Annotated in this window: 11 protein-coding genes and 4 pseudogenes; 14 read left to right on the top strand and 1 reads right to left on the bottom strand. The window is 63.9% G+C overall.

The window, feature by feature from the left end; all coding sequences use genetic code 11:
* Positions 1-241: 241 nt before the first annotated feature.
* Both AC1DZU_RS33935 and AC1DZU_RS33930 read left to right on the top strand, forming a co-directional pair.
* Positions 242-427, top strand: a pseudogene (locus tag AC1DZU_RS33935) (hypothetical protein); the annotation flags it as partial.
* Between the two features lie 152 nt (positions 428-579).
* The gene (locus AC1DZU_RS33930; RefSeq protein ID WP_244748465.1) at positions 580-1,212 is read left to right on the top strand and encodes a ProQ/FINO family protein; all 633 of its coding nucleotides are present in this window, start codon (positions 580-582) and stop codon (positions 1,210-1,212) included.
* 276 nt (positions 1,213-1,488) lie between these two features.
* Here the strand turns inward: AC1DZU_RS33930 and AC1DZU_RS33925 are convergent.
* Positions 1,489-1,988, bottom strand: a pseudogene (locus tag AC1DZU_RS33925) (Tn3 family transposase); the annotation flags it as partial.
* 647 nt (positions 1,989-2,635) lie between these two features.
* Here AC1DZU_RS33925 and AC1DZU_RS33920 point away from each other — a divergent pair.
* From AC1DZU_RS33920 to AC1DZU_RS33865, 12 genes and pseudogenes are all read left to right on the top strand, one after another.
* A complete protein-coding gene (locus tag AC1DZU_RS33920; RefSeq protein WP_477291610.1) occupies positions 2,636-3,838 on the top strand; it encodes a cytochrome P450 in 1,203 nt (400 codons plus the stop codon).
* Between the two features lie 94 nt (positions 3,839-3,932).
* The gene (locus AC1DZU_RS33915) at positions 3,933-5,219 is read left to right on the top strand and encodes a cytochrome P450 (protein WP_477291608.1); all 1,287 of its coding nucleotides are present in this window, start codon (positions 3,933-3,935) and stop codon (positions 5,217-5,219) included.
* 1 nt (position 5,220) lies between these two features.
* Positions 5,221-5,502: pseudogene (locus AC1DZU_RS33910) on the top strand (ferredoxin); the annotation flags it as partial.
* An 18-nt stretch (positions 5,503-5,520) separates the two neighbouring features.
* The gene (locus AC1DZU_RS33905; protein WP_477291653.1) at positions 5,521-6,345 is read left to right on the top strand and encodes an SDR family oxidoreductase; all 825 of its coding nucleotides are present in this window, start codon (positions 5,521-5,523) and stop codon (positions 6,343-6,345) included.
* Complete coding sequence (locus AC1DZU_RS33900) at positions 6,345-7,688, top strand: cytochrome P450 (RefSeq protein ID WP_477291606.1); 1,344 nt, start codon at positions 6,345-6,347, stop codon at positions 7,686-7,688. Before AC1DZU_RS33905 ends, AC1DZU_RS33900 begins: the two co-directional genes overlap by 1 nt.
* A 145-nt stretch (positions 7,689-7,833) precedes the next feature.
* Complete coding sequence (locus AC1DZU_RS33895) at positions 7,834-8,841, top strand: polyprenyl synthetase family protein (RefSeq protein ID WP_181956590.1); 1,008 nt, start codon at positions 7,834-7,836, stop codon at positions 8,839-8,841.
* 307 nt (positions 8,842-9,148) lie between these two features.
* The gene (locus tag AC1DZU_RS33890) at positions 9,149-10,699 is read left to right on the top strand and encodes a hypothetical protein (protein ID WP_477291604.1); all 1,551 of its coding nucleotides are present in this window, start codon (positions 9,149-9,151) and stop codon (positions 10,697-10,699) included.
* Positions 10,696-11,598, top strand: coding sequence for a terpene synthase family protein (locus AC1DZU_RS33885; RefSeq protein ID WP_477291602.1), 903 nt, complete (start codon positions 10,696-10,698; stop codon positions 11,596-11,598). Before AC1DZU_RS33890 ends, AC1DZU_RS33885 begins: the two co-directional genes overlap by 4 nt.
* A gap of 84 nt (positions 11,599-11,682) precedes the next feature.
* Positions 11,683-12,738, top strand: coding sequence for a type 2 isopentenyl-diphosphate Delta-isomerase (gene fni, locus AC1DZU_RS33880; protein WP_172352308.1), 1,056 nt, complete (start codon positions 11,683-11,685; stop codon positions 12,736-12,738).
* A 406-nt stretch (positions 12,739-13,144) separates the two neighbouring features.
* Positions 13,145-14,797: an MFS transporter gene (locus AC1DZU_RS33875; protein ID WP_477291600.1), complete on the top strand. Its 1,653-nt coding sequence runs from the start codon at positions 13,145-13,147 to the stop codon at positions 14,795-14,797.
* A gap of 1,499 nt (positions 14,798-16,296) precedes the next feature.
* Positions 16,297-18,042, top strand: a complete 1,746-nt coding sequence (virD4, locus tag AC1DZU_RS33870) for a type IV secretion system ATPase VirD4 (RefSeq protein ID WP_436175683.1) — start codon at positions 16,297-16,299, stop codon at positions 18,040-18,042.
* Positions 18,043-18,054: 12 nt separating this feature from the next.
* Positions 18,055-18,594, top strand: a pseudogene (locus tag AC1DZU_RS33865) (hypothetical protein); the annotation flags it as partial.

The following is an 18,594-nucleotide window of genomic DNA, read 5'->3' as shown; positions in this document are numbered from 1 at the left end:
GGAAATGTCACAGCGATAAGACAGAACGCAGAAAAGCCATAGTGGCGTCCTGCCAGGCAACCCTATTGCAGAGTCCACCGGGCCCGCCGGCGACATAATCAAGGAGCTCTCGCATAGGACAAGCCGGTGTTTGGTTCTCCCGGGTCATCTGCGATTTAAATCAAATCCGTCTGTGGATATTGACGATTGCGTGACCCTCACCTCGTAGACGGCTAACGCGGGCGGCAACTGAGAGGGTCATATGACAAGCGATTTTTCCGCCGCGCGAGTGCATCTAGATCGAGCATATCATTACCTGCGAGGCGATGACCCGATCAGCCAGAGGGGGCGCGAAGCCTTGGATCTGCTAATTGAGGCAGTTGCCGTCGAGGAGTTCAAGCAGCCGAGCCAAAACGCGGAGGTGCTAATGTTTCCGATTGGGCGCCGCTGCCCTCCGCGGAGGGCCGTCGAGTCTTTTTCGCTGCCGGCGTTTGATATGCGCTGCCAAGGGTCAATGAGCTGGCGGAGATATGGGGGAACAGCATTCCACCGACCCTGATGTATGGCTGTGAACTCTAACGGGACGGCTCGGCGTGATTGGTGCCGATCCTGCTCGGCTCACCAGGCACCTCGCGTGTCCGAATGAGGAGGTCTTTGCCCTGCGGAGCGAATGCTCATTTTTCCATAATCATTGCATATATCAGTGCTAGGAAGGTCCGAATTGGAAACGAAAACAATGGGGCGAGGCTTATGATGTTGAGCTGTAGCCGAGGCAAATCGCCTGCACAGCTTTTCCGCTATCTATCGGCCAAGTGGCCTGCGGCGTTCAATCCGAAAGCGCCCAGGCCGCTCAAGATCGGCATCCATCATGACATTCGGGTGCTCGACGGCGAACTGTCCGATGATGAATTGAGGAGAGCCCTGCTGGCGTATACCAAGATGGCCAAATACTTGGCGAGACTGGATGCCGGCGCCGCACGGGTCAATCTCGATGGCAAGCCGGCCGGCGTGGTCTCGGATGCGGACGCCGCGACCGCCAAGGCTTTGCTTTGCTCCCGCAAGGACAAACAAAAGGGCAAGCAAACGCCGGAGCCAAGGGTTGAGCCTCAAGCGCCACCCAAACCAAAACCGAAGCGAACCGCCGTGTTCAAGGCGAAGAATACGGCCGACAGCCCGACCGGCATAATCGTTGAGACGAAGCGTCGCCGGTCATTCCGAAAGCCGATGACTTGATCGCCGCTGAGCGATAGCTCGCGCCGACCGGGACAGCCCTCAGGGTCGGAGCACATGGCGCGCGCGCCAATCCGAATTGCCGCGATCGCAATGGAGCTGCCGCATTCGCGCGCGAAAAGCGACTGGTCGGTCATCCCTTCTTCGGGATGAACGAAGGCCGGAGGCTATTCCGATGGTCGTTCTGGCTACCGCTGCGACCGTGATATTTCGGGATGGCAGTCAGATCGATGCCGGCCCAGATTGACTGTGGCCATACTGCTGCTCAACCTCCTCTCAGTTGATGACGTTGGAAAGAATGGGAAGCAGATTGGGAAATTCAGCGCGCAGGCATGGCGGCGCCAGCTTCTGCTGGGCGATCGCCTTCAGGCGTGGCGGCAGGTGAACCCGAGCAGGCGGCAAAAAGCGACGCCGACGGCGGTCGAATATTGGCCCTGAATCTCGACGTTGGTGCAGTGTCGCAGAACGCCCTTGATCATCGCGGCGACCTCCGAAGACGAACAGCGCTTGAGCTGCGAGAAAATGCAGGTCGAGCCCTTTTCGACATGCCAGTAGGTCATCACGCCGCGACCGCCGTAGCGGACATGCCATTCCGTCATCAGGTTGCCGTCCCAAGCGCCGAACTTCTTGGAGTCCGACGCGCAGGCCTTGCCGGCTTCGCCCCAGATGATGGTGATGCGGATAGCCAGTGTTGCATTGGCAACGCGCCCGCAAGTCGCCTCGAGCGCGCCCCTTAGCAAGCACGTGAACCCCTGAGCCAACCTCCTATGGGTCAATAGGGTCAGGTGGCCTGCCATCATTCCAGGAAAGGACAACTGATCAAAGAGGTGTCGCCAGCCTAGCGTCTGACGACCGTATACTATCCGACACTGTTCTGTCGCCTTTGTTGCGTCCGCGACACCAGCCTATTTCGTCGAGCTCTTGTCTGGTCTCGGCTAACCCGCTGAAAGTTAATCACAATGTTTTTCTTCTGCTGGGTCGGCCTAATTGGCACGAGTTTTGAAACTCCTTTGTTGGGAGCCGGGAGCCGCCGACCGACCTCAATTTCGTGGATGACACCGCGATCGATGAAACGGAGAAAGAAAAGCAAAATGTCAAATCCGCATCAGATAGCATTCCATGCAAGGGGGGCCTCGGCGAAACCGCCCCGTACCCAAACTGGCTGCCGCCCTTGTCGACCCTTGCGCAGGAAATCTTGATGGCCGGCTGCGACTCAAAGGCCCACCACCCTTGCCTTAATCCTGAACTCGAAGGCGCAGGATAAAGTTCTGCATCTCGCCGCGCGGTATGCCTAGGCAGTTACAAGTTGGCCGATCTTGATAATCGAGTCGGGCTACGCCGCGCAGGACGTCCAATTGCCGTCCTAGGTCATTCGCTGCCCGCAGCGCCTTCCGCCCCTCCATCGCTTAGAGAGTGACGTGCCACCATGTCCGAACAACCCTTGCCGACGCTGCCGATATGGCGCGTCGATCACATCGAGCCCTCGCCCGAGATGTTGGCACTACGCGCCAACGGACCAATCCACCGCGTGCGCTTCCCCTCCGGGCACGAAGGCTGGTGGGTGATAGGCTATGACGAAGCCAAGGCGGCGCTGTCCGACGCGGCGTTCCGGCCCGCGGGAATGCCGCCGGCGGCATTCACCCCGGATTCGGTGATTCTCGGTTCGCCGGGGTGGCTGGTCTCGCATGAGGGGGGCGAGCATGCCCGGTTACGCACGATCGTGGCGCCTGCCTTCAGCAACCGCAGGGTGAAGCTGCTCGCGCAGCAGGTCGAGGCGATCGCCGCGCAATTGTTCGAGACGCTGGCGGCCCAGCCCCAGCCCGCCGACCTGAGGCGCCACCTCTCCTTTCCGCTTCCGGCCATGGTCATCAGCGCGCTGATGGGCGTGCTCTACGAGGATCACGCCTTTTTCGCCGGGCTGTCCGACGAGGTGATGACGCACCAGCATGAAAGCGGCCCGCGCAGCGCGTCGCGCCTGGCCTGGGAAGAACTGCGCGCCTACATTCGCGGCAAGATGTGTGACAAGCGCCAGGATCCGGGCGACAACCTGCTGACGGATCTGCTCGCGGCGGTCGAGCAGGGCAATGCGACCGAGGAAGAGGCGATCGGCCTGGCGGCGGGCATGCTGGTGGCGGGGCACGAGAGCACCGTCGCGCAGATCGAATTCGGCCTGCTGGCCATGTTCCGCCATCCACAACAGCGCGAACGCCTAGTCGGCGATCCATCCCTGGTGGACAAGGCGGTGGAGGAAATCCTGCGCATGTATCCGCCGGGCGCGGGCTGGGACGGCATCATGCGCTATCCGAGGACCGACGTGACTATCGCGGGCGTGCATATTCCCGCGGAGAGCAAGGTGCTGGTCGGCCTGCCGGCGACGTCGTTCGATCCGCGCCATTTCGACGACCCGGAAATCTTCGACATCGGACGCGACGAAAATCCGCACCTGACGTTCTCGCACGGGCCGCACTACTGCATCGGCATGGCGCTGGCCAGGCTGGAACTCAAGGTGGTGGTCGGCTCGATCTTCCAGCGCTTTCCCGCGCTGCGCCTGGCCGTGGCGCCCGAAGAACTGAAGTTGCGCAAGGAGATCATCACTGGCGGGTTCGAGGAGTTCCCGGTGCTCTGGTGACGCGCGGACGCCGCCCGGAATCGCGATCTTATCCGCAATTTGCCGGCGCGCCTAGCACGCGCCGGTCAGATCAGCCAGCCAACGGGTAACCAAGATGGACGTGCAAGAAACCAAGGCAGCATGCCGAGACGCCTTCGCCGAACTTGCGTCGCCAGCGTGCATCCACGACCCGTATCCGTTCATGCGGTGGTTGCGCGAGCACGATCCGGTGCATCGCGCGGCGTCGGGCCTCTTTCTGTTGAGCCGCCACGCCGACATCTTCTGGGCGCTCAAGGCCACGGGCGACGCGTTTCGGGGACCGGCGCCAGGCGAACTGGCGCGCTATTTCCCGCGTGCGGCGACCAGCCTGTCACTCAATCTCCTGGCGTCCACGCTAGCGATGAAGGAACCACCGACGCATACGCGTCTGCGCCGGCTGATCTCGCGCGATTTCACCATGCGCCAGATCGACAACCTGCGGCCGAGCATCGCGCGCATCGTCGCGGCGCGCCTGGACGGCATGGCGCCCTCGCTTGAGCGCGGGGAGGCGGTGGACCTGCATTGGGAATTCGCGCTGGCCTTGCCAATGCTGGTCTTCGCCGAACTGTTCGGCATGCCCCAGGACGACATGTACGGGCTCGCTGCCGGCATCGGCGCCATTCTGGAAGGCCTGAGCCCACACGCCAGCGATCCCCAGCTCGCCGCGGCGGACGCGGCCAGCGCCAGGGTGCAGGCCTACTTCGGCGATCTCATACAGCGCAAGCGCACCGATCCCCGCAACGACATCGTGTCGATGGTGGTCGGCGTACACGACGACGATGCCGACACGCTGTCGGATGCGGAGTTGATCAGCATGCTGTGGGGCATGCTGCTAGGCGGCTTCGCCACCACTGCTTCGACCATCGACCATGCGGTCCTGGCGATGCTCGCGTATCCCGAACAGCGGCACTGGCTGCAGGGAGACGCCGTGGGGGTGAAGGCATTCGTCGAAGAAGTCCTGCGCTGCGACGCGCCTGCCATGTTCAGCTCCATTCCGCGTATCGCCCAGCGCGACATCGAACTGGGCGGCGTGGTGATCCCGAAGAACGCGGACGTGCGCGTGCTCATCGCGGCCGGCAATCGCGACCCGGACGCCTTCGCCGATCCCGACCGCTTCAATCCCGCGCGGTTCTACGGCACCACTCCTGGCATGTCGACCGACGGGAAGATCATGCTGAGCTTCGGCCACGGCATCCACTTCTGCCTCGGTGCGCAACTGGCCCGGGTGCAGTTGGCCGAGAGCCTGCCGCGCATCCAAGCGCGCTTCCCCACACTGGCATTGGCCGAGCAGCCGACCCGGGAACCCTCCGCGTTCCTTAGGACGTTCCGCGCGCTGCCGGTGCGGCTGCATAAGGGGGGCTGAGATGCGCGTCGTGATCGATCAGGATCTATGCGGAACCACCGGGCAGTGTGTGCTGACGCTGCCGGGCATCTTTCGCCAGCGCGAACCGGACGGCGTGGCGGAAGTGTGCGTGGCGAAGGTCCCGCAGGCGCTGCACGCCGCGGCGCGGCTCGCGGCCAGCCAGTGTCCGGTCGCCGCCATTCGGGTCATCGAAAGCGACGCTGGCGAGCGCGCCAGCGCCGACCCTGCGCCTTCTCCGGCGCAGGCTGAGCGGCATGCCGCGAAAGACCAACGCAACCCAGGAGGACGGTTTGAAGGCAAGGTGGCCGTGGTGACCGGCGCCGGCGCCGGCATCGGCAAGGCATGCGCCCTCGCCATCGCGCGCGAGGGCGGCAGAGTGGTGGTGGCCGACATTGATGGCTCGGCGGCCGTCGCCTGCACCGCGAAGATCGCGGCCGAAGCGGGCCACGCGCTGGCCCTGGCCATGGACATCGCCGATGCGCAGGCGGTGGCAGCGCTGTTCGAGACGGCGGAGCGGCACTTCGGTGGGGTCGACCTGCTGGTGAACAACGCGAGCGCCATGCATCTGACACCGCGCGACCGCACGATCCTCGACCTGGACCTGGCGGTCTGGGATCAGACCATGGCGACCAATCTGCGCGGCACGCTGCTCTGCTGCCGGCAGGCCATCCCACGAATGATCGCCCGCGGCGGTGGCGCGATCGTCAACATGTCGTCGTGCCAGGGGCTCAGCGGTGACACCGCGCAGACGTCCTACGCGGCGTCGAAGGCGGCGATGAACATGCTGTCGGCCTCGCTCGCCACCCAGTACGGTCATGCGCAGATCCGCTGCAACGCGGTTGCGCCGGGTCTCATCATGACCGAGCGTCTCCTCGCCAAGCTGGATGAGTGCATGCAACGGCATCTGAGCCGGCACCAACTCCTGCAGCGCGTCGGCCGCCCCGAGGACGTGGCCGCGCTGGTGGCGTTCCTGCTCTCCGACGATGCTGCGTTCATCACCGGCCAGGTCCTGTGCATCGACGGCGGCATGCTGGCGCATGTGCCGACGTACGCCGACGGTGGCAACAGCCGCGCCGCGCGGCCTGCCGGCGACACCGCCAAAGCGGCCGCGGCGCCGCGCTGCTGATGGACATGCTGCTCAACCCGCTGGACCGTCGGCACCGGCTGCGGGACGACATCCCGGTCGTGCCCGGCGCTTTCCCCCTGGTCGGACATCTTCCCGCCATCGTATGCGACCTGCCGCGCCTGCTGCGGCGCGCGGAACGGACGTTGGGCAGCCACTTCTGGCTGGATTTCGGCCCTGCCGGACACCTGATGACCTGCGTGGATCCAGATGCGTTCGCACTGCTCCGGCACAAGGACGTGTCCTCGGCTCTGATCGAAGAGATCGCGCCCGAATTGCTTGGCGGAACGTTGGTCGCCCAGGACGGCGGCGCGCACCGGCAGGCGCGCGACGCGATCAAGGCGGCGTTCCTGCCCAAGGGGCTGACCCAAGCCGGCATCGGCAACCTGTTCGCGCCCGTCATCCAGGCGCGGGTGCAGGCGTGGCGCGACCGCGGCGACGTAACCATCCTGCGCGAAACCGGCGACCTGATGCTCAAGCTCATCTTCAGCCTCATGGGAATCCCAGCGCAGGACCTGCCGGGATGGCATCGCAAATACCGGCAACTGCTGCAGTTGATCGTCGCGCCCCCGGTCGACCTGCCCGGACTGCCCTTGCGGCGCGGCCGCGCCGCCCGCGACTGGATCGACGCGCAGTTGCGCCAGTTCGTCCGCGACGCGCGCGCGCATGCCGCGCGCACCGGGTTGATCAACGACATGGTGAGCGCCTTCGATCGCGGCGACGATGCGCTCTCCGACGACGTCCTGGTCGCCAATATCCGCTTGCTGCTGCTTGCCGGTCACGACACCACGGCCTCGACGATGGCCTGGATGGTGATCGAGCTGGCGCGGCAGCCTGGGCTGTGGGACGCCCTGGTCGAGGAGGCGCAACGCGTGGGCGCGGTGCCGACCCGGCACGCGGACCTGGCGCAGTGTCCGGTCGCCGAGGCGCTGTTCCGCGAGACGCTGCGCGTGCATCCGGCGACCACGCTCCTGCCGCGTCGCGCGCTGCAGGAATTGCAACTCGGCCAACGGCGCATTCCCGCGGGCACCCATCTGTGCATCCCGCTGCTGCATTTGTCGACCTCGGCGCTGCTGCACGAGGCGCCTGATCAGTTCCGCCTGGCGCGGTGGCTGCAACGCACGGAGCCGATCCGGCCGGTGGACATGCTGCAGTTCGGTACCGGCCCACACGTCTGCATCGGTTACCACCTGGTATGGCTGGAAATGGTGCAGTTCTGCATCGCCTTGGCACTGACCATGCACAAGGCCGGGGTGCGGCCGCGGTTGCTGAGCCCCGTCGAAAAAGGTCGGCGCTATTTCCCGACCGCACATCCGTCCATGAAAATCCGCATCGGATTCTCATGAGCTGGCATCGCATGCCCCGTGTGGCGAGGCAGCGGCGCCGGCGACCCGCAGCATTGCTCCACTCGGCGCGCGCGCTCGGTGCGACGCCGGCAACGCCGCGGCGGCTCGCCGCTCGCCGTGGCCGTCTCCTGTCAGGTACAAGGACATGAAAAACATCCAGACCGGTTCCACGCGACACGACGACCGAACTGGCGTTTCCGCGCTCGGCGGATTGGGCGCGCAGGCGCGCGGCGCATCCGGCAGGCTGCCGCCGGAGATCTGGATGCAGGACGGCGCAAAGCGGGTCGAACAGGCGCTGGCGCGTCTTCTCTGCGCCGAAGACGACGGTGAGACCGAGCTGATGGCTGCGATGCGCTACGCTAGCTTGCATGGCGGAAAGCGCACCCGCGCCTTGCTCTGTCTGGCTACCGGCGCACTGGCCGACACGCCGACGCACATGCTCGACGATGTCGGCGCCGCCATCGAGATGATGCACGCCTGTACCCTGGTCCACGACGACCTGCCCGCAATGGACGATGACGTGCTTCGCCGCGGCCTTCCGACGGTGCACGTCAAGTTCGGCGAAGCCACTGCGATCCTGGTCGGCGATGCGCTGCAGGCGCACGCCTTCCTGACCCTGGCGAACCTGGATGCGCCGGGCGACAACCGTATCGCGCTCGTGCGCGAACTGGCGCAGGCGGTGTCCGCCGAGGGTGCCGCAGGCGGGCAGGCCATGGATCTGTCGCTGGTCGGAAAGCACGTCGAGCTGGACAGGATCGTGGCGATGCACCGGATGAAGAGCGGAGCGCTAGTGCGCGCGTCCGTTCGCATGGGCGCGCTATGCGCCATCGCGGAGGATGCCGCCCACGCTGCGCTGTACTGTGCGCTCGATCGCTACTCCGCCTGTTTCGGGCTGGCGTTGCAGGTGGTCGACGACATTCTCGACGCAACAGCGGATACCGCGACGTTGGGCAAGACCCCCGGCAAGGACGCGGCGGCGCAGAAGCCGACCTGTGCGTCGATCATGGGGCTGCAGGCAGCGCGCCAGTTCGCGCTGGAGCTGTTGCGCGACGCCGGAGAGGCCATCGCCCCGCTGGGGCCGCGTGCGGAACGGTTGGCGCAGATGCTGCAGCGGGCCAACGCGTATCTGTTAAAGCACGCGCCATGCGCATGAGCGCGCCCGTCCGCATGGAGTCGCCCCTGTGCCGCTGTGATCGGCCGGCGGTAGCAGTGCATGCTGCACTGTGTCCGAATCCGCGGCACCGCTCGCAGCGGTTGCCCAGCACGGCCGCGGCGCACGCGGCGCGCTGCGCGCAAGCCTATGCAGCGGACCGGCGCCAGCATCGGGGTGCGTCGCCGCGCCGGAGCAGGGCGGCCGTCCGGCGCTGCCCATGCGCCGGGCCGGGACGGGCCTGCGGCGACGTGCGGGGCGTCTGCCCGATCCTGGTTCTCGTCAACCGTCTGCAGAAGGAAAATACCGCGTGAACGCGCTGTCCGAACAGATCCTCTCCGAATTGCGCTACCTGCTGAGCGAGATGAGCGACGGCGGCAGCGTCGGTCCGTCCGTCTACGACACGGCGCGAGCTCTGCAGTTCCACGGCAACGTCACCGGTCGGCAGGACGCATACGGGTGGCTCATCGCGCAGCAACAGGCCGATGGTGGATGGGGAAGCGCGGACTTCCCCCTGTTCCGCCATGCGCCCACCTGGGCGGCGTTGCTGACATTGCAGCGTGCCGATCCTCTTCCCGGCGCGGCCGACGCAGTCCAGGCTGCAATTCGGTTCCTCGAGCGCCAGCCCGATCCCTACGCGCATGCGGTGCCGGAAGACGCGCCGATCGGCGCGGAGCTGATCCTGCCGCAGTTGTGTGGCGAGGCCGCATCCTTGCTGGGCGGCGTGGCGTTTCCGCGCCACCCGGCGCTGTTGCCGTTGCGGCACGCGTGCCTTGTCAAGTTGGGGGCGGTGGCGACGTTGCCGAGCGGCCATCCGTTGCTGCACTCCTGGGAAGCCTGGGGAACGTCGCCGACCACCGCATGCCCGGACGACGACGGCAGCATTGGCATCAGTCCGGCGGCCACCGCCGCGTGGCGTGCGCACGCCGTAACACATGGGAGCACGCCGCAGGTCGGGCGCACCGACGCGTATCTGCAGGCGGCATCGCGGGCGACGCGCAGCGGCATCGAAGGTGTCGTCCCCAACGTCTGGCCGATCAATGTGTTCGAGCCATGCTGGTCGCTGTACACCCTGCATCTGGCCGGGCTGTTCGCGCATCCCGCGCTCGCCGATGCGGTGCGCGTGATCGTCGCGCAGCTCGACGCCCGCATGGGCGTGCGCGGTCTAGGCCCGGCCTTGCACTTCGCGGCCGATGCGGACGACACCTCCGTTGCGCTGTGCGTCCTGCGCCTTGCAGGCCGCGACCCGGCGGTCGATGCTTTGCGCCATTTCGAAATCGGCGAGCTATTCGTCACCTTCCCCGGCGAGCGCAATGCCTCGGTGTCGACCAACATCCATGCCCTGCATGCGTTGCGACTGTTGGGAAAGCCCGCCGCCGGCACCAGCGCCTACGTCGAGGCCAATCGCAACCCGCACGGTCTATGGGACAACGAAAAATGGCACGTTTCGTGGCTGTATCCCACCGCGCATGCGGTCGCTGCGCTGGCGCAAGGCAAGCCCCAGTGGCGCGACGAGCGCGCGCTGGCGGCGCTGCTGCAGGCGCAGCGCGATGACGGCGGCTGGGGCGCCGGTCGCGCGTCCTCATTTGAGGAAACCGCCTATGCGCTGTTCGCGTTGCACGTGATGGACGGGAGCGAAGAGCCGACAGGGCGCCGGCGCATCGCGCAGGCGGTGGCGCGTGCGCTGGAGTGGATGCTCGCTCGCCATGTGGCGCATGCATTGCCGCAGACGGCGCTGTGGATCGGCAAGGAACTGTATTGCCCCACCCGGGTCGTGCGCGTGGCCGAACTCGCCGGGTTGTGGCTGGCGCTTCGTTGGCGGCGGCGCGTCCTGGCCGAGGAAGCAGGAGCGGCGCTATGATCCAGACCGAAAGCGCGCTGCAGCAGGTGCTGGAGTGGGGGCGTTCCCTGACAGGGTTCGCCGACGAGCATGCAGTGGAAGCGGTCAGGGGCGGCCAGTACATCCTGCAGCGCATCCACCCGAGCCTGCGCGACACCAGCGCCCGCACTGGCCGCGATCCGCAGGCCGAAACGCTGATCGTGGCGTTCTATCGCGAACTGGCGCTGCTGTTCTGGCTCGACGATTGCAACGACCTTGGCCTGATCGCGCCGGAGGAGCTCGCCGCGGTGGAGCAGGCGCTGGGGCAGGGCGTGCCGTGCGCGCTCCCCGGATTCGAGGGCTGCGCTGTGCTGCGCGCTTCGCTGGCCGCGCTCGCCTACGATCGTCGCGACTATGCTCGGCTTCTCGACGACACCCGGTGCTACTGCGCGGCGCTGCGCGCCGGACACGCGCAGGCGATAGGGGCGGAACGCTGGTCCTACGCCGAGTACCTGCACAACGGCATCGATTCGATCGCCTACACGAACGTGTTCTGTTGCCTGTCGTTGCTGTGGGGGCTGGACATGGCGACCTTGCGCGCGCGTCCGGCGTTTCGCCAGGTCCTGCGGCTCATCTCCGCGATAGGGCGCCTGCAGAACGATCTGCATGGACGCGACAAGGACAGGTCGGCGGGCGAGGCCGACAACGCGGCGATCCTGCTGCGGCAGCGCTATCCGGCTATGCCTGTGGTGGAGTTCCTCAACGACGAGTTGGCCGGCCATACGCGAATGTTGCACCGGGTGATGGCGGAAGAACGCTTTCCCGCGCCGTGGGGAGCGTTGATCGAGGCCATGGCGGCCATCCGCGCGCAGTACTACCAGACCTCGACCAGCCGCTACCGCAGCGACGCTGCGGGGGGAGGCCAGCGTGCGCCCGCCTGAACGGCGGGATGCGGCTGCGTGCGCGCGCTGCCGTCGGTGCGATCCGATGCAACGCCGTCGCCCGATGCGACGGATGGAGCGAGCATGAGCGATAGCGACAACATCCCGAGCCGGCGCAAGGACGACCATCTGGACATCGTGCTGGATCGGCGAACGGCGCCGGCCACGGTCGCCGCCGGCTGGGAGTACATCCGTTTCGAACACTGCGCATTGCCCGAGTTGGACCTGACGCAGATCGACCTGCGCGCCTCGCTGCTGGGCAAGACCATGCGCGCGCCGCTGCTAATTAGCTCCATGACCGGCGGCGTGCCACGCGCCGAGGCCATCAACCGGCATCTGAGCGAGGCAGCACAAGCCTTGGGGATCGCCATGTGCGTCGGTTCGCAGCGCGTGAGCCTGCAATCCCGCAACTCCCAGGGGCTGACGCGCGCGCTGCGCCGCATGGCCCCAGACATTCCCTTGCTGGCCAATATCGGCGCCGCGCAACTGCGCGAGGCCGACGGCCTGGACCTGGCGCGCCGGGCGGTGGATGCGCTGGAGGCCGATGGACTCATCGTCCATCTCAATGCGCTGCAGGAAGCGGTACAGCCGGAGGGCGACCGCGACTGGCGCGGCGTCCTGGCGCAGATCGCTCGCGCCGCGCGCAGCGTGGACGTGCCGATTGTGGCCAAGGAAGTGGGGTCGGGCCTGTCCGCCTCGGTGGCCTGCGCGCTCGTCAAGGCGGGCGTGGCGGTCATCGATGTCGCTGGCGCCGGCGGCACCAGTTGGGCCGCGGTGGAGGGCGAGCGCGCCCGCGATGCCGCCGACCGTGCAGTGGCGATGGCGTTCGCCGACTGGGGGATTCCGACCCCGGCCAGCGTGCAGGCGGTACGTCGGGCGCTGCCAACTGTGAAGCTGATCGCGTCGGGCGGGATCCGCGACGGCGTCGACGTGGCCAAGGCCATCCGCCTGGGCGCGGACATCGCCGGGCAGGCGGCCGGCGTGCTGCGCGCGGCGACGGTGTCCACCGAGGCGGTTGTCGCGCATTTCGAGATCGTCATCCGCCAGTTGGCCGTTGCCTGCTTCTGCACCGGCTCGGCTGATCTGGCGGCGTTGCGTCAGGCGCGGTTGTTGCCCCCGGCGCATCTGCCCGCCGGTTGATGCCGGCGTCGCCCGCACGTGGCGGCGGGCGCCTAGCAGGCTGCTGAATACCTACGCCAAAGATAGACTACTGATCCACCTTGGCGAGGCGGTTCAATGCGCGGGAACTCGTGATCACCAGAAGGAAAGTCGATGCCCAGGACGTGGCTTGGTTGGAGACGCCAAGGAACGTCAAACTGACGATTCATGTAACGTGGTCGGGGATCGACAACGACAGGATCGAACCGGTCTCGTCCCGTATAGCGGAACGATAGCTCCACCGGAAGCATTCGGTTCTGCCACAGCATCGGCCAGGCAAAAATAACTTGCGTTGCGCGGATAAAATGCCCTGATCCTGCCATTCCTCCATGGGCACGTGGGCAGGGAGAAATCTCATACAACTGGCAGCGAAGGGAGGCTCGGCCCAATGAGCGGGGTGGCGCGTGAAGAAGTTAATCCGGTGTCATCGGCAACGTTTGCGCCGCTCGAGAATTCAACTTTCCGTCCGATCTGGATTGCCACACAGGTATCCAGTCTAGGGTGGCTGATTCAAATGGTTGCCATCAGTTGGCTGATGGTGACCATTTCGACATCGGATGTGATGGTCGCCTTGGTGCAGGCTTCGACAACCTTGCCCACATTCCTCCTGTCAATTATCGCCGGCGCCCTAGCGGACAATTACAGCCGCCGCAATCTCATGTTCGCTGGCTGGTGCGTGATAGCATTGTCCTCGACGATGCTGACTGTTCTTGCAGGTCTCGGAATTTTCAATCCATGGATGGTTCTTGCATTCAGCTGTTTGGCCGGAGTAGGCGCCGCTTTCACCGACCCCGCCTGGCACGCGTCGGTTGGCGATATCCTGCGAAAGCGCGATGTTCCGGCCGCCGTCACGCTTATCTCGGTCGGATATAACGCCGTCCGAAGCATCGGTCCCGCTCTCGGTGGCGTCGTCGTTGCTTCCTTTGGCCCTTTGACGGCTTTCGCAGTGGCGACGCTTACATATCTGATGCTGCTGTGGACCATAGGGCGCTGCAAATGGCATGTTCGCTCGTCACCGCTGCCGAGTGAACCATTGACCACGGCGATCCATGACGGAGCGCGCTTCACTGCCCTGTCATCCGAAATCAAGGCAGCAATTGCCCGCGGTGCCCTTTTTGGGCTGACGAGCATCTCTATACTAGCGCTCTTGCCTCTCGTCGCCCGCGATCAGCTGGGGGGAGGGCCAGTCGTTTACGGCATCCTGATGGCCGGCTTCGGGACCGGCGCCTTGTTCGCCGGCATCTGCAACAACATTCTGAGACGGAGGCTGTCCCAGGAACGTTTGACGACACTGTCGTGCATCGCCTGTGCGGCTTGTTGTCTATCGCTTGCTTTCACCCCCTCGGTGGCGGTGGCGGCTATCGCGCTGGCGCTCGGCGGCGCGGGCTGGGTCGTGACCTGGACCGGGCTGGACGTAAGCGTCCAGTTGGCGAGTCCAAGGTGGGTCGTTGGTCGCACGCTCTCGATCTATTATGCCCTTTCATCCGGCGGCATCGCGGCTGGCAGCTGGCTGTGGGGTACGGTGGCCGAGAGCTATTCGCTGAGCTCGGCTCTGGAGCTTTCAGGTGGCGCGCTGGTGCTGGTCGCTGGCACCGGCTTCCTGCTGCCCATCCGTCAATGGAAAGATTCCGATCAGGCTCCTCTTGGCTTCGAAACGCCTCAGGTTGCCCTGGATTTGAAGCCCCGAAGCGGGCCGATCGTCGCCAAGATCGAATATTCAATACCCGAAGCAAATGTCGAAGCGTTCCTGGAGCAGATGCGGGAACGGCGGCGAGTACAAAGCGGCGTTGGTGCGCGACACTGGAATCTCCAGCGCGACCTCCAGCAGCCTTCGCGTTGGACAGAAACCTTCCGCACCCCGACCTGGATGGACTACCTTCGCCTGAACCACCGCCTTACGGCAGCCGACAAGGAGTTGGACCAGCGTCTCCTCGCATTGCACCTGGGAGAGCTTCCTCCTCGAATCACGCTTGCGATCGAGCGCCCGACTGGAGCTGGCCGCAAGCGGGACCAATCGATGCGGTTCTTTTTCCGTCGTTGACATCCGTCCAGGCGTCCGCGCTGGTGAGACAGGATGGGTTGGAAACGAGCCAACGCTCTCACCATCCGTTTTGCAGATCGGCTGCGATCCATTCGGGTGGTTGCCGAGCCGGCATACTGGGCGGCTCAGACGTATCCTTGTCGGAGAGATTCCTCGGCACTCGAGCACTCTCTTATACGAGACGATCCTGATGCGTCACGCAAACGGTGAATCACGAACGCTCTCGCCGCAAACCCTTCCGCCCGGAAATCTGCCCCGGTTACGGCTCTCGGCGCATCCCAGAGTTGGGAGAAGCTTCTGCCAGACTACAACTGTAACCTCATATCGGTTTAGCAGGTCAAGCGTCGGTGGTACCCTGATTGGGTAACTTAACGACTTTGGAGGCCGAGCAATGGATCGCGATAACAAACGGGCACGCGCAGCTGCAAGTTCATCCCAAGACGTGGGGAATCGCAGTACCCTCCGTGACCTTCCATACGGACCATTGACCGATGTTGCAGAACGGCTGGTAAGCGCTAACCCGCGCGATACAGCGCGAAATCTTGGGACCTTCAAAGAACTCGGGAGGCGAGAGCGCATAGCCGTTCGGGGCACTCGAACCGAGCCAGAAACTGACCTCGCGAGATTTGAAACGCGGACCAATCAGCTTGGACGATCAGCCGTCGATCTGGGGGACAAATTGACTGCCGGGTTGGGGCACACCTCGGATGAAGTAGCATTGGAGCAATTCAGAGCAGTCAGTAACGTATCCCATTACCTTAGGCCAGAGACGCAAGATAGCATTGTTAATCGCATTGGCAACATGGACCCACCTTCGCAAGCTATCGGAGCGCTTTACGCTGCGCAAAACTTCAGCAAGTTTAACGCTGAAAATAAAGCTCGCATTTTTGATCAGGCCGCTGAATTGGCTACCGATCCGGATGGCCACGTCAGGTCGACAGCATCCAATGCTATGTACGCGATGTATCACCAGTTAGATCCAAATCAACAGGCCCAAGCTCACTCAATTCCCGGCATGCAAGACATCTTGCCGCAGATGCCTCCTCCGCGGCATGCAGCAGAGGAACGCAGTGCGGATCTGGACGCCCACATAGCAGGTATTGGGGCTGCAGTCCGTGATACAGTTGGCCCGCAAACCTCCCACGAACAGCTGCAGCGGGGTGGTCAAGTCGGCCGGGATATAAGCCACTCCTACAATCACGCCCGAGAGAATCTAATGGAGGCGAGGAGAAGCAGGGATCGCACCGGCCGTTGAGGTCTTGGCCATGGCAGTAACACTTCCTCTCCCGAATTCCGTTCACGGCCTTGCTGTTTCCAATTCGCTGGCCGTCGACGTACCTGCTTCGTGAAACTTTCAAAATCCACGTCTGCCGGGTGGCGCGATTCAAGCATCGCACCACCCGCTGCGGCATCGATCTGTCGAGCGTCGGCATCGCGCGACCTCGGTTCGGTGTCTGAAGCAAGCGCAGCATCAGCACGGCTAATTCGGCCATGGAACAATGTCTTCTACAAAAACGACGTCCCCCAACATAGCCATTAGCATCGCGTGCTCACTCGCCTTGGGGTTCTGTGCGGCAAGTCTGTACGCAACCTTCCGCCACGGGGGTAGCGGCGAGGCTCTGATGGCGTTTGATGTCCGTGCCTTTTGGTTTGAGACGCCCTTCTATTTGGGTTTCGCAACCCCCGTTTTCTATCAGGGCGCGGCTATCGTGCTCTCGACGTCTGCGGTTGTCTTGCTGATTCAGCAGGTCGTATTGCGCCGCAAGCTCGAACATCACGGGACCGCTCGTTGGGCTCGAGTGGATGAAATGCGACGCCCGGGATATCTGCGACGATACCGTGGCGTGACAGGGCCGGTCTTCGGGAAGACGAGTGGTCCTTTCTGGCCTGGCTATTACCTGACCAATGGCGAGCAGCCTCACAGCCTCATCGTTGCGCCGACCCGCGCTGGCAAGGGGGTCGGCATAGTCATTCCAACGCTACTTACATTTAAAGGCTCTGTGATAGCTCTGGACGTCAAGGGGGAGCTCTTTGAGCTCACATCGAGGGCGCGTAAAGCCGCTGGCCACGAAGTGTTCAAATTCGCGCCACTGGATTCAGAGCGGCGCACAAACTGCTACAATCCACTGTTGGATCTCATAGCACTGCATCCACAGCAGCAATTCACCGAAGCCCGCCGCTTGGCCGCGAACCTGATTACGGCCAAGGGGGAGGGGGCGGAAGGTTTCGTCGCCGGCGCGCGAGATATCTTTGTCGCGGGGATCCTTGCCTGCATCGAGCGGGGCACGCCAACAATCGGCGCCGTCTATGATCTGTTCGCTCAGCCGGGGGAGAAGTTTAAGCTCTTCGCGCAGCTCGCCATGGAGACCCGGAACAAAGAGGCACAACGCATCTTCGACGACATGGCGGGGAACGACACGAAAATCCTAACCTCCTACACGTCCGTGCTCGGCGATGGCGGGCTCAACTTGTGGGCGGATCCGGCTGTCAAGGCGGCTACAAGTCGCTCGGACTTTTCGGTCTATGATCTTCGCCGTCGCAGAACGTGCATCTATCTTTGCGTTGGTCCGAACGACCTTGAGGTGATCGCGCCTTTGATACGCTTATTTTTTCAGCAAATCGTTTCAATTCTACAGCGGTCGCTGCCCCGCCAGGACGAAAAGCACGAGGTTCTCTTTCTGCTCGATGAGTTCAAGCACTTGGGGAAGCTGGAGGCGATCGAGACCGCAATTACGACTATCGCGGGCTACAAGGGGCGTTTCATGCTCATCATCCAAAGCCTTTCGGCACTAACGGGGGCTTATGGAGAGGCTGGTAAGCAGAATTTTCTCAGCAATACCGGACTGCAAGTGTTCATGGCCACGGCCGATGACGAGACTCCGAACTACATTTCCAAAGCCATCGGTGAATACACGTTTGAAGCCAAATCGATTTCCTACAGCCAGTCGCGAGCGTTCGACCGGAACATTCAGAATTCGTTTCAAGGTGCGCCGCTGCTGCGTCCCGAACAGGTTCGGCTGCTCAATGACGAGTACGAGATTGTTCTCATCAAAGGTCTGCCGCCATTGCAACTGAGGAAGGTGCGATATTTTTCGGACCGCATTCTGAAACGCATCTTTGAAAGCCAGACAGGCGCCCTCCCGGAGCCGGCACCCTTGACGGAAGCAGAGGAGGGATTCTCCGCAGAATCTCGACTCGATGAGCCGCTGCGCGGATTGGCGCAAGACTTTGACGATACAGTTTGATGCGAGGCTAATGTGGACCAGCGAAAAAATCCATCCCGTGTAACAGCTTTGCCGCAGGTGGTGCAGGACGCCGGCTTGGAAGAGGATCAAGCGGTCCAGGCCAGGCAAGTGGGCGTTGAGCAGCACCTTGCCGAGGCCCGGAGGCTGTTCGATCAAGCTGACGAGTCGCCAACCAATCCAGAGGAGCTTCAGCGACTGGACCAGGGGTTCCGCGAAGTGCTTCAGCAATGGCAGGATGAGCAAGCCGCCTCGTCTTCTTTCAGCGCTGAGGTTCCCGAGGCGCTCCGGCCGCTGTTCGATGATCGAGCTCACCAGCCGCCAACCAATGCAGAGGAGCTTCTGCGACTGGAACAGGGGTTCCGCGAAGTGCTTCAGCAGCGGCAGGATGATCAAGCCGCCTCGTCTTCGCTCAGCAACTCAGGGATGCGTGCTGGGCCGGAGGACCCCAACAGAAGCGTGTCGGACGCTTTCGCAAGCTCTGGGCACGCCGGAGTTCAGGCCGCCGCCCCGCCAGTCTTGGCTGCCAGCCAACAGCAGATCCGGCCCTCGCCG

The organism is Mesorhizobium sp. P2_A12 (assembly GCF_056405075.1).
The sequence above is the reverse complement of the archived record's forward strand: the minus strand, read 5'-3'. Positions and strand labels throughout refer to the sequence as shown.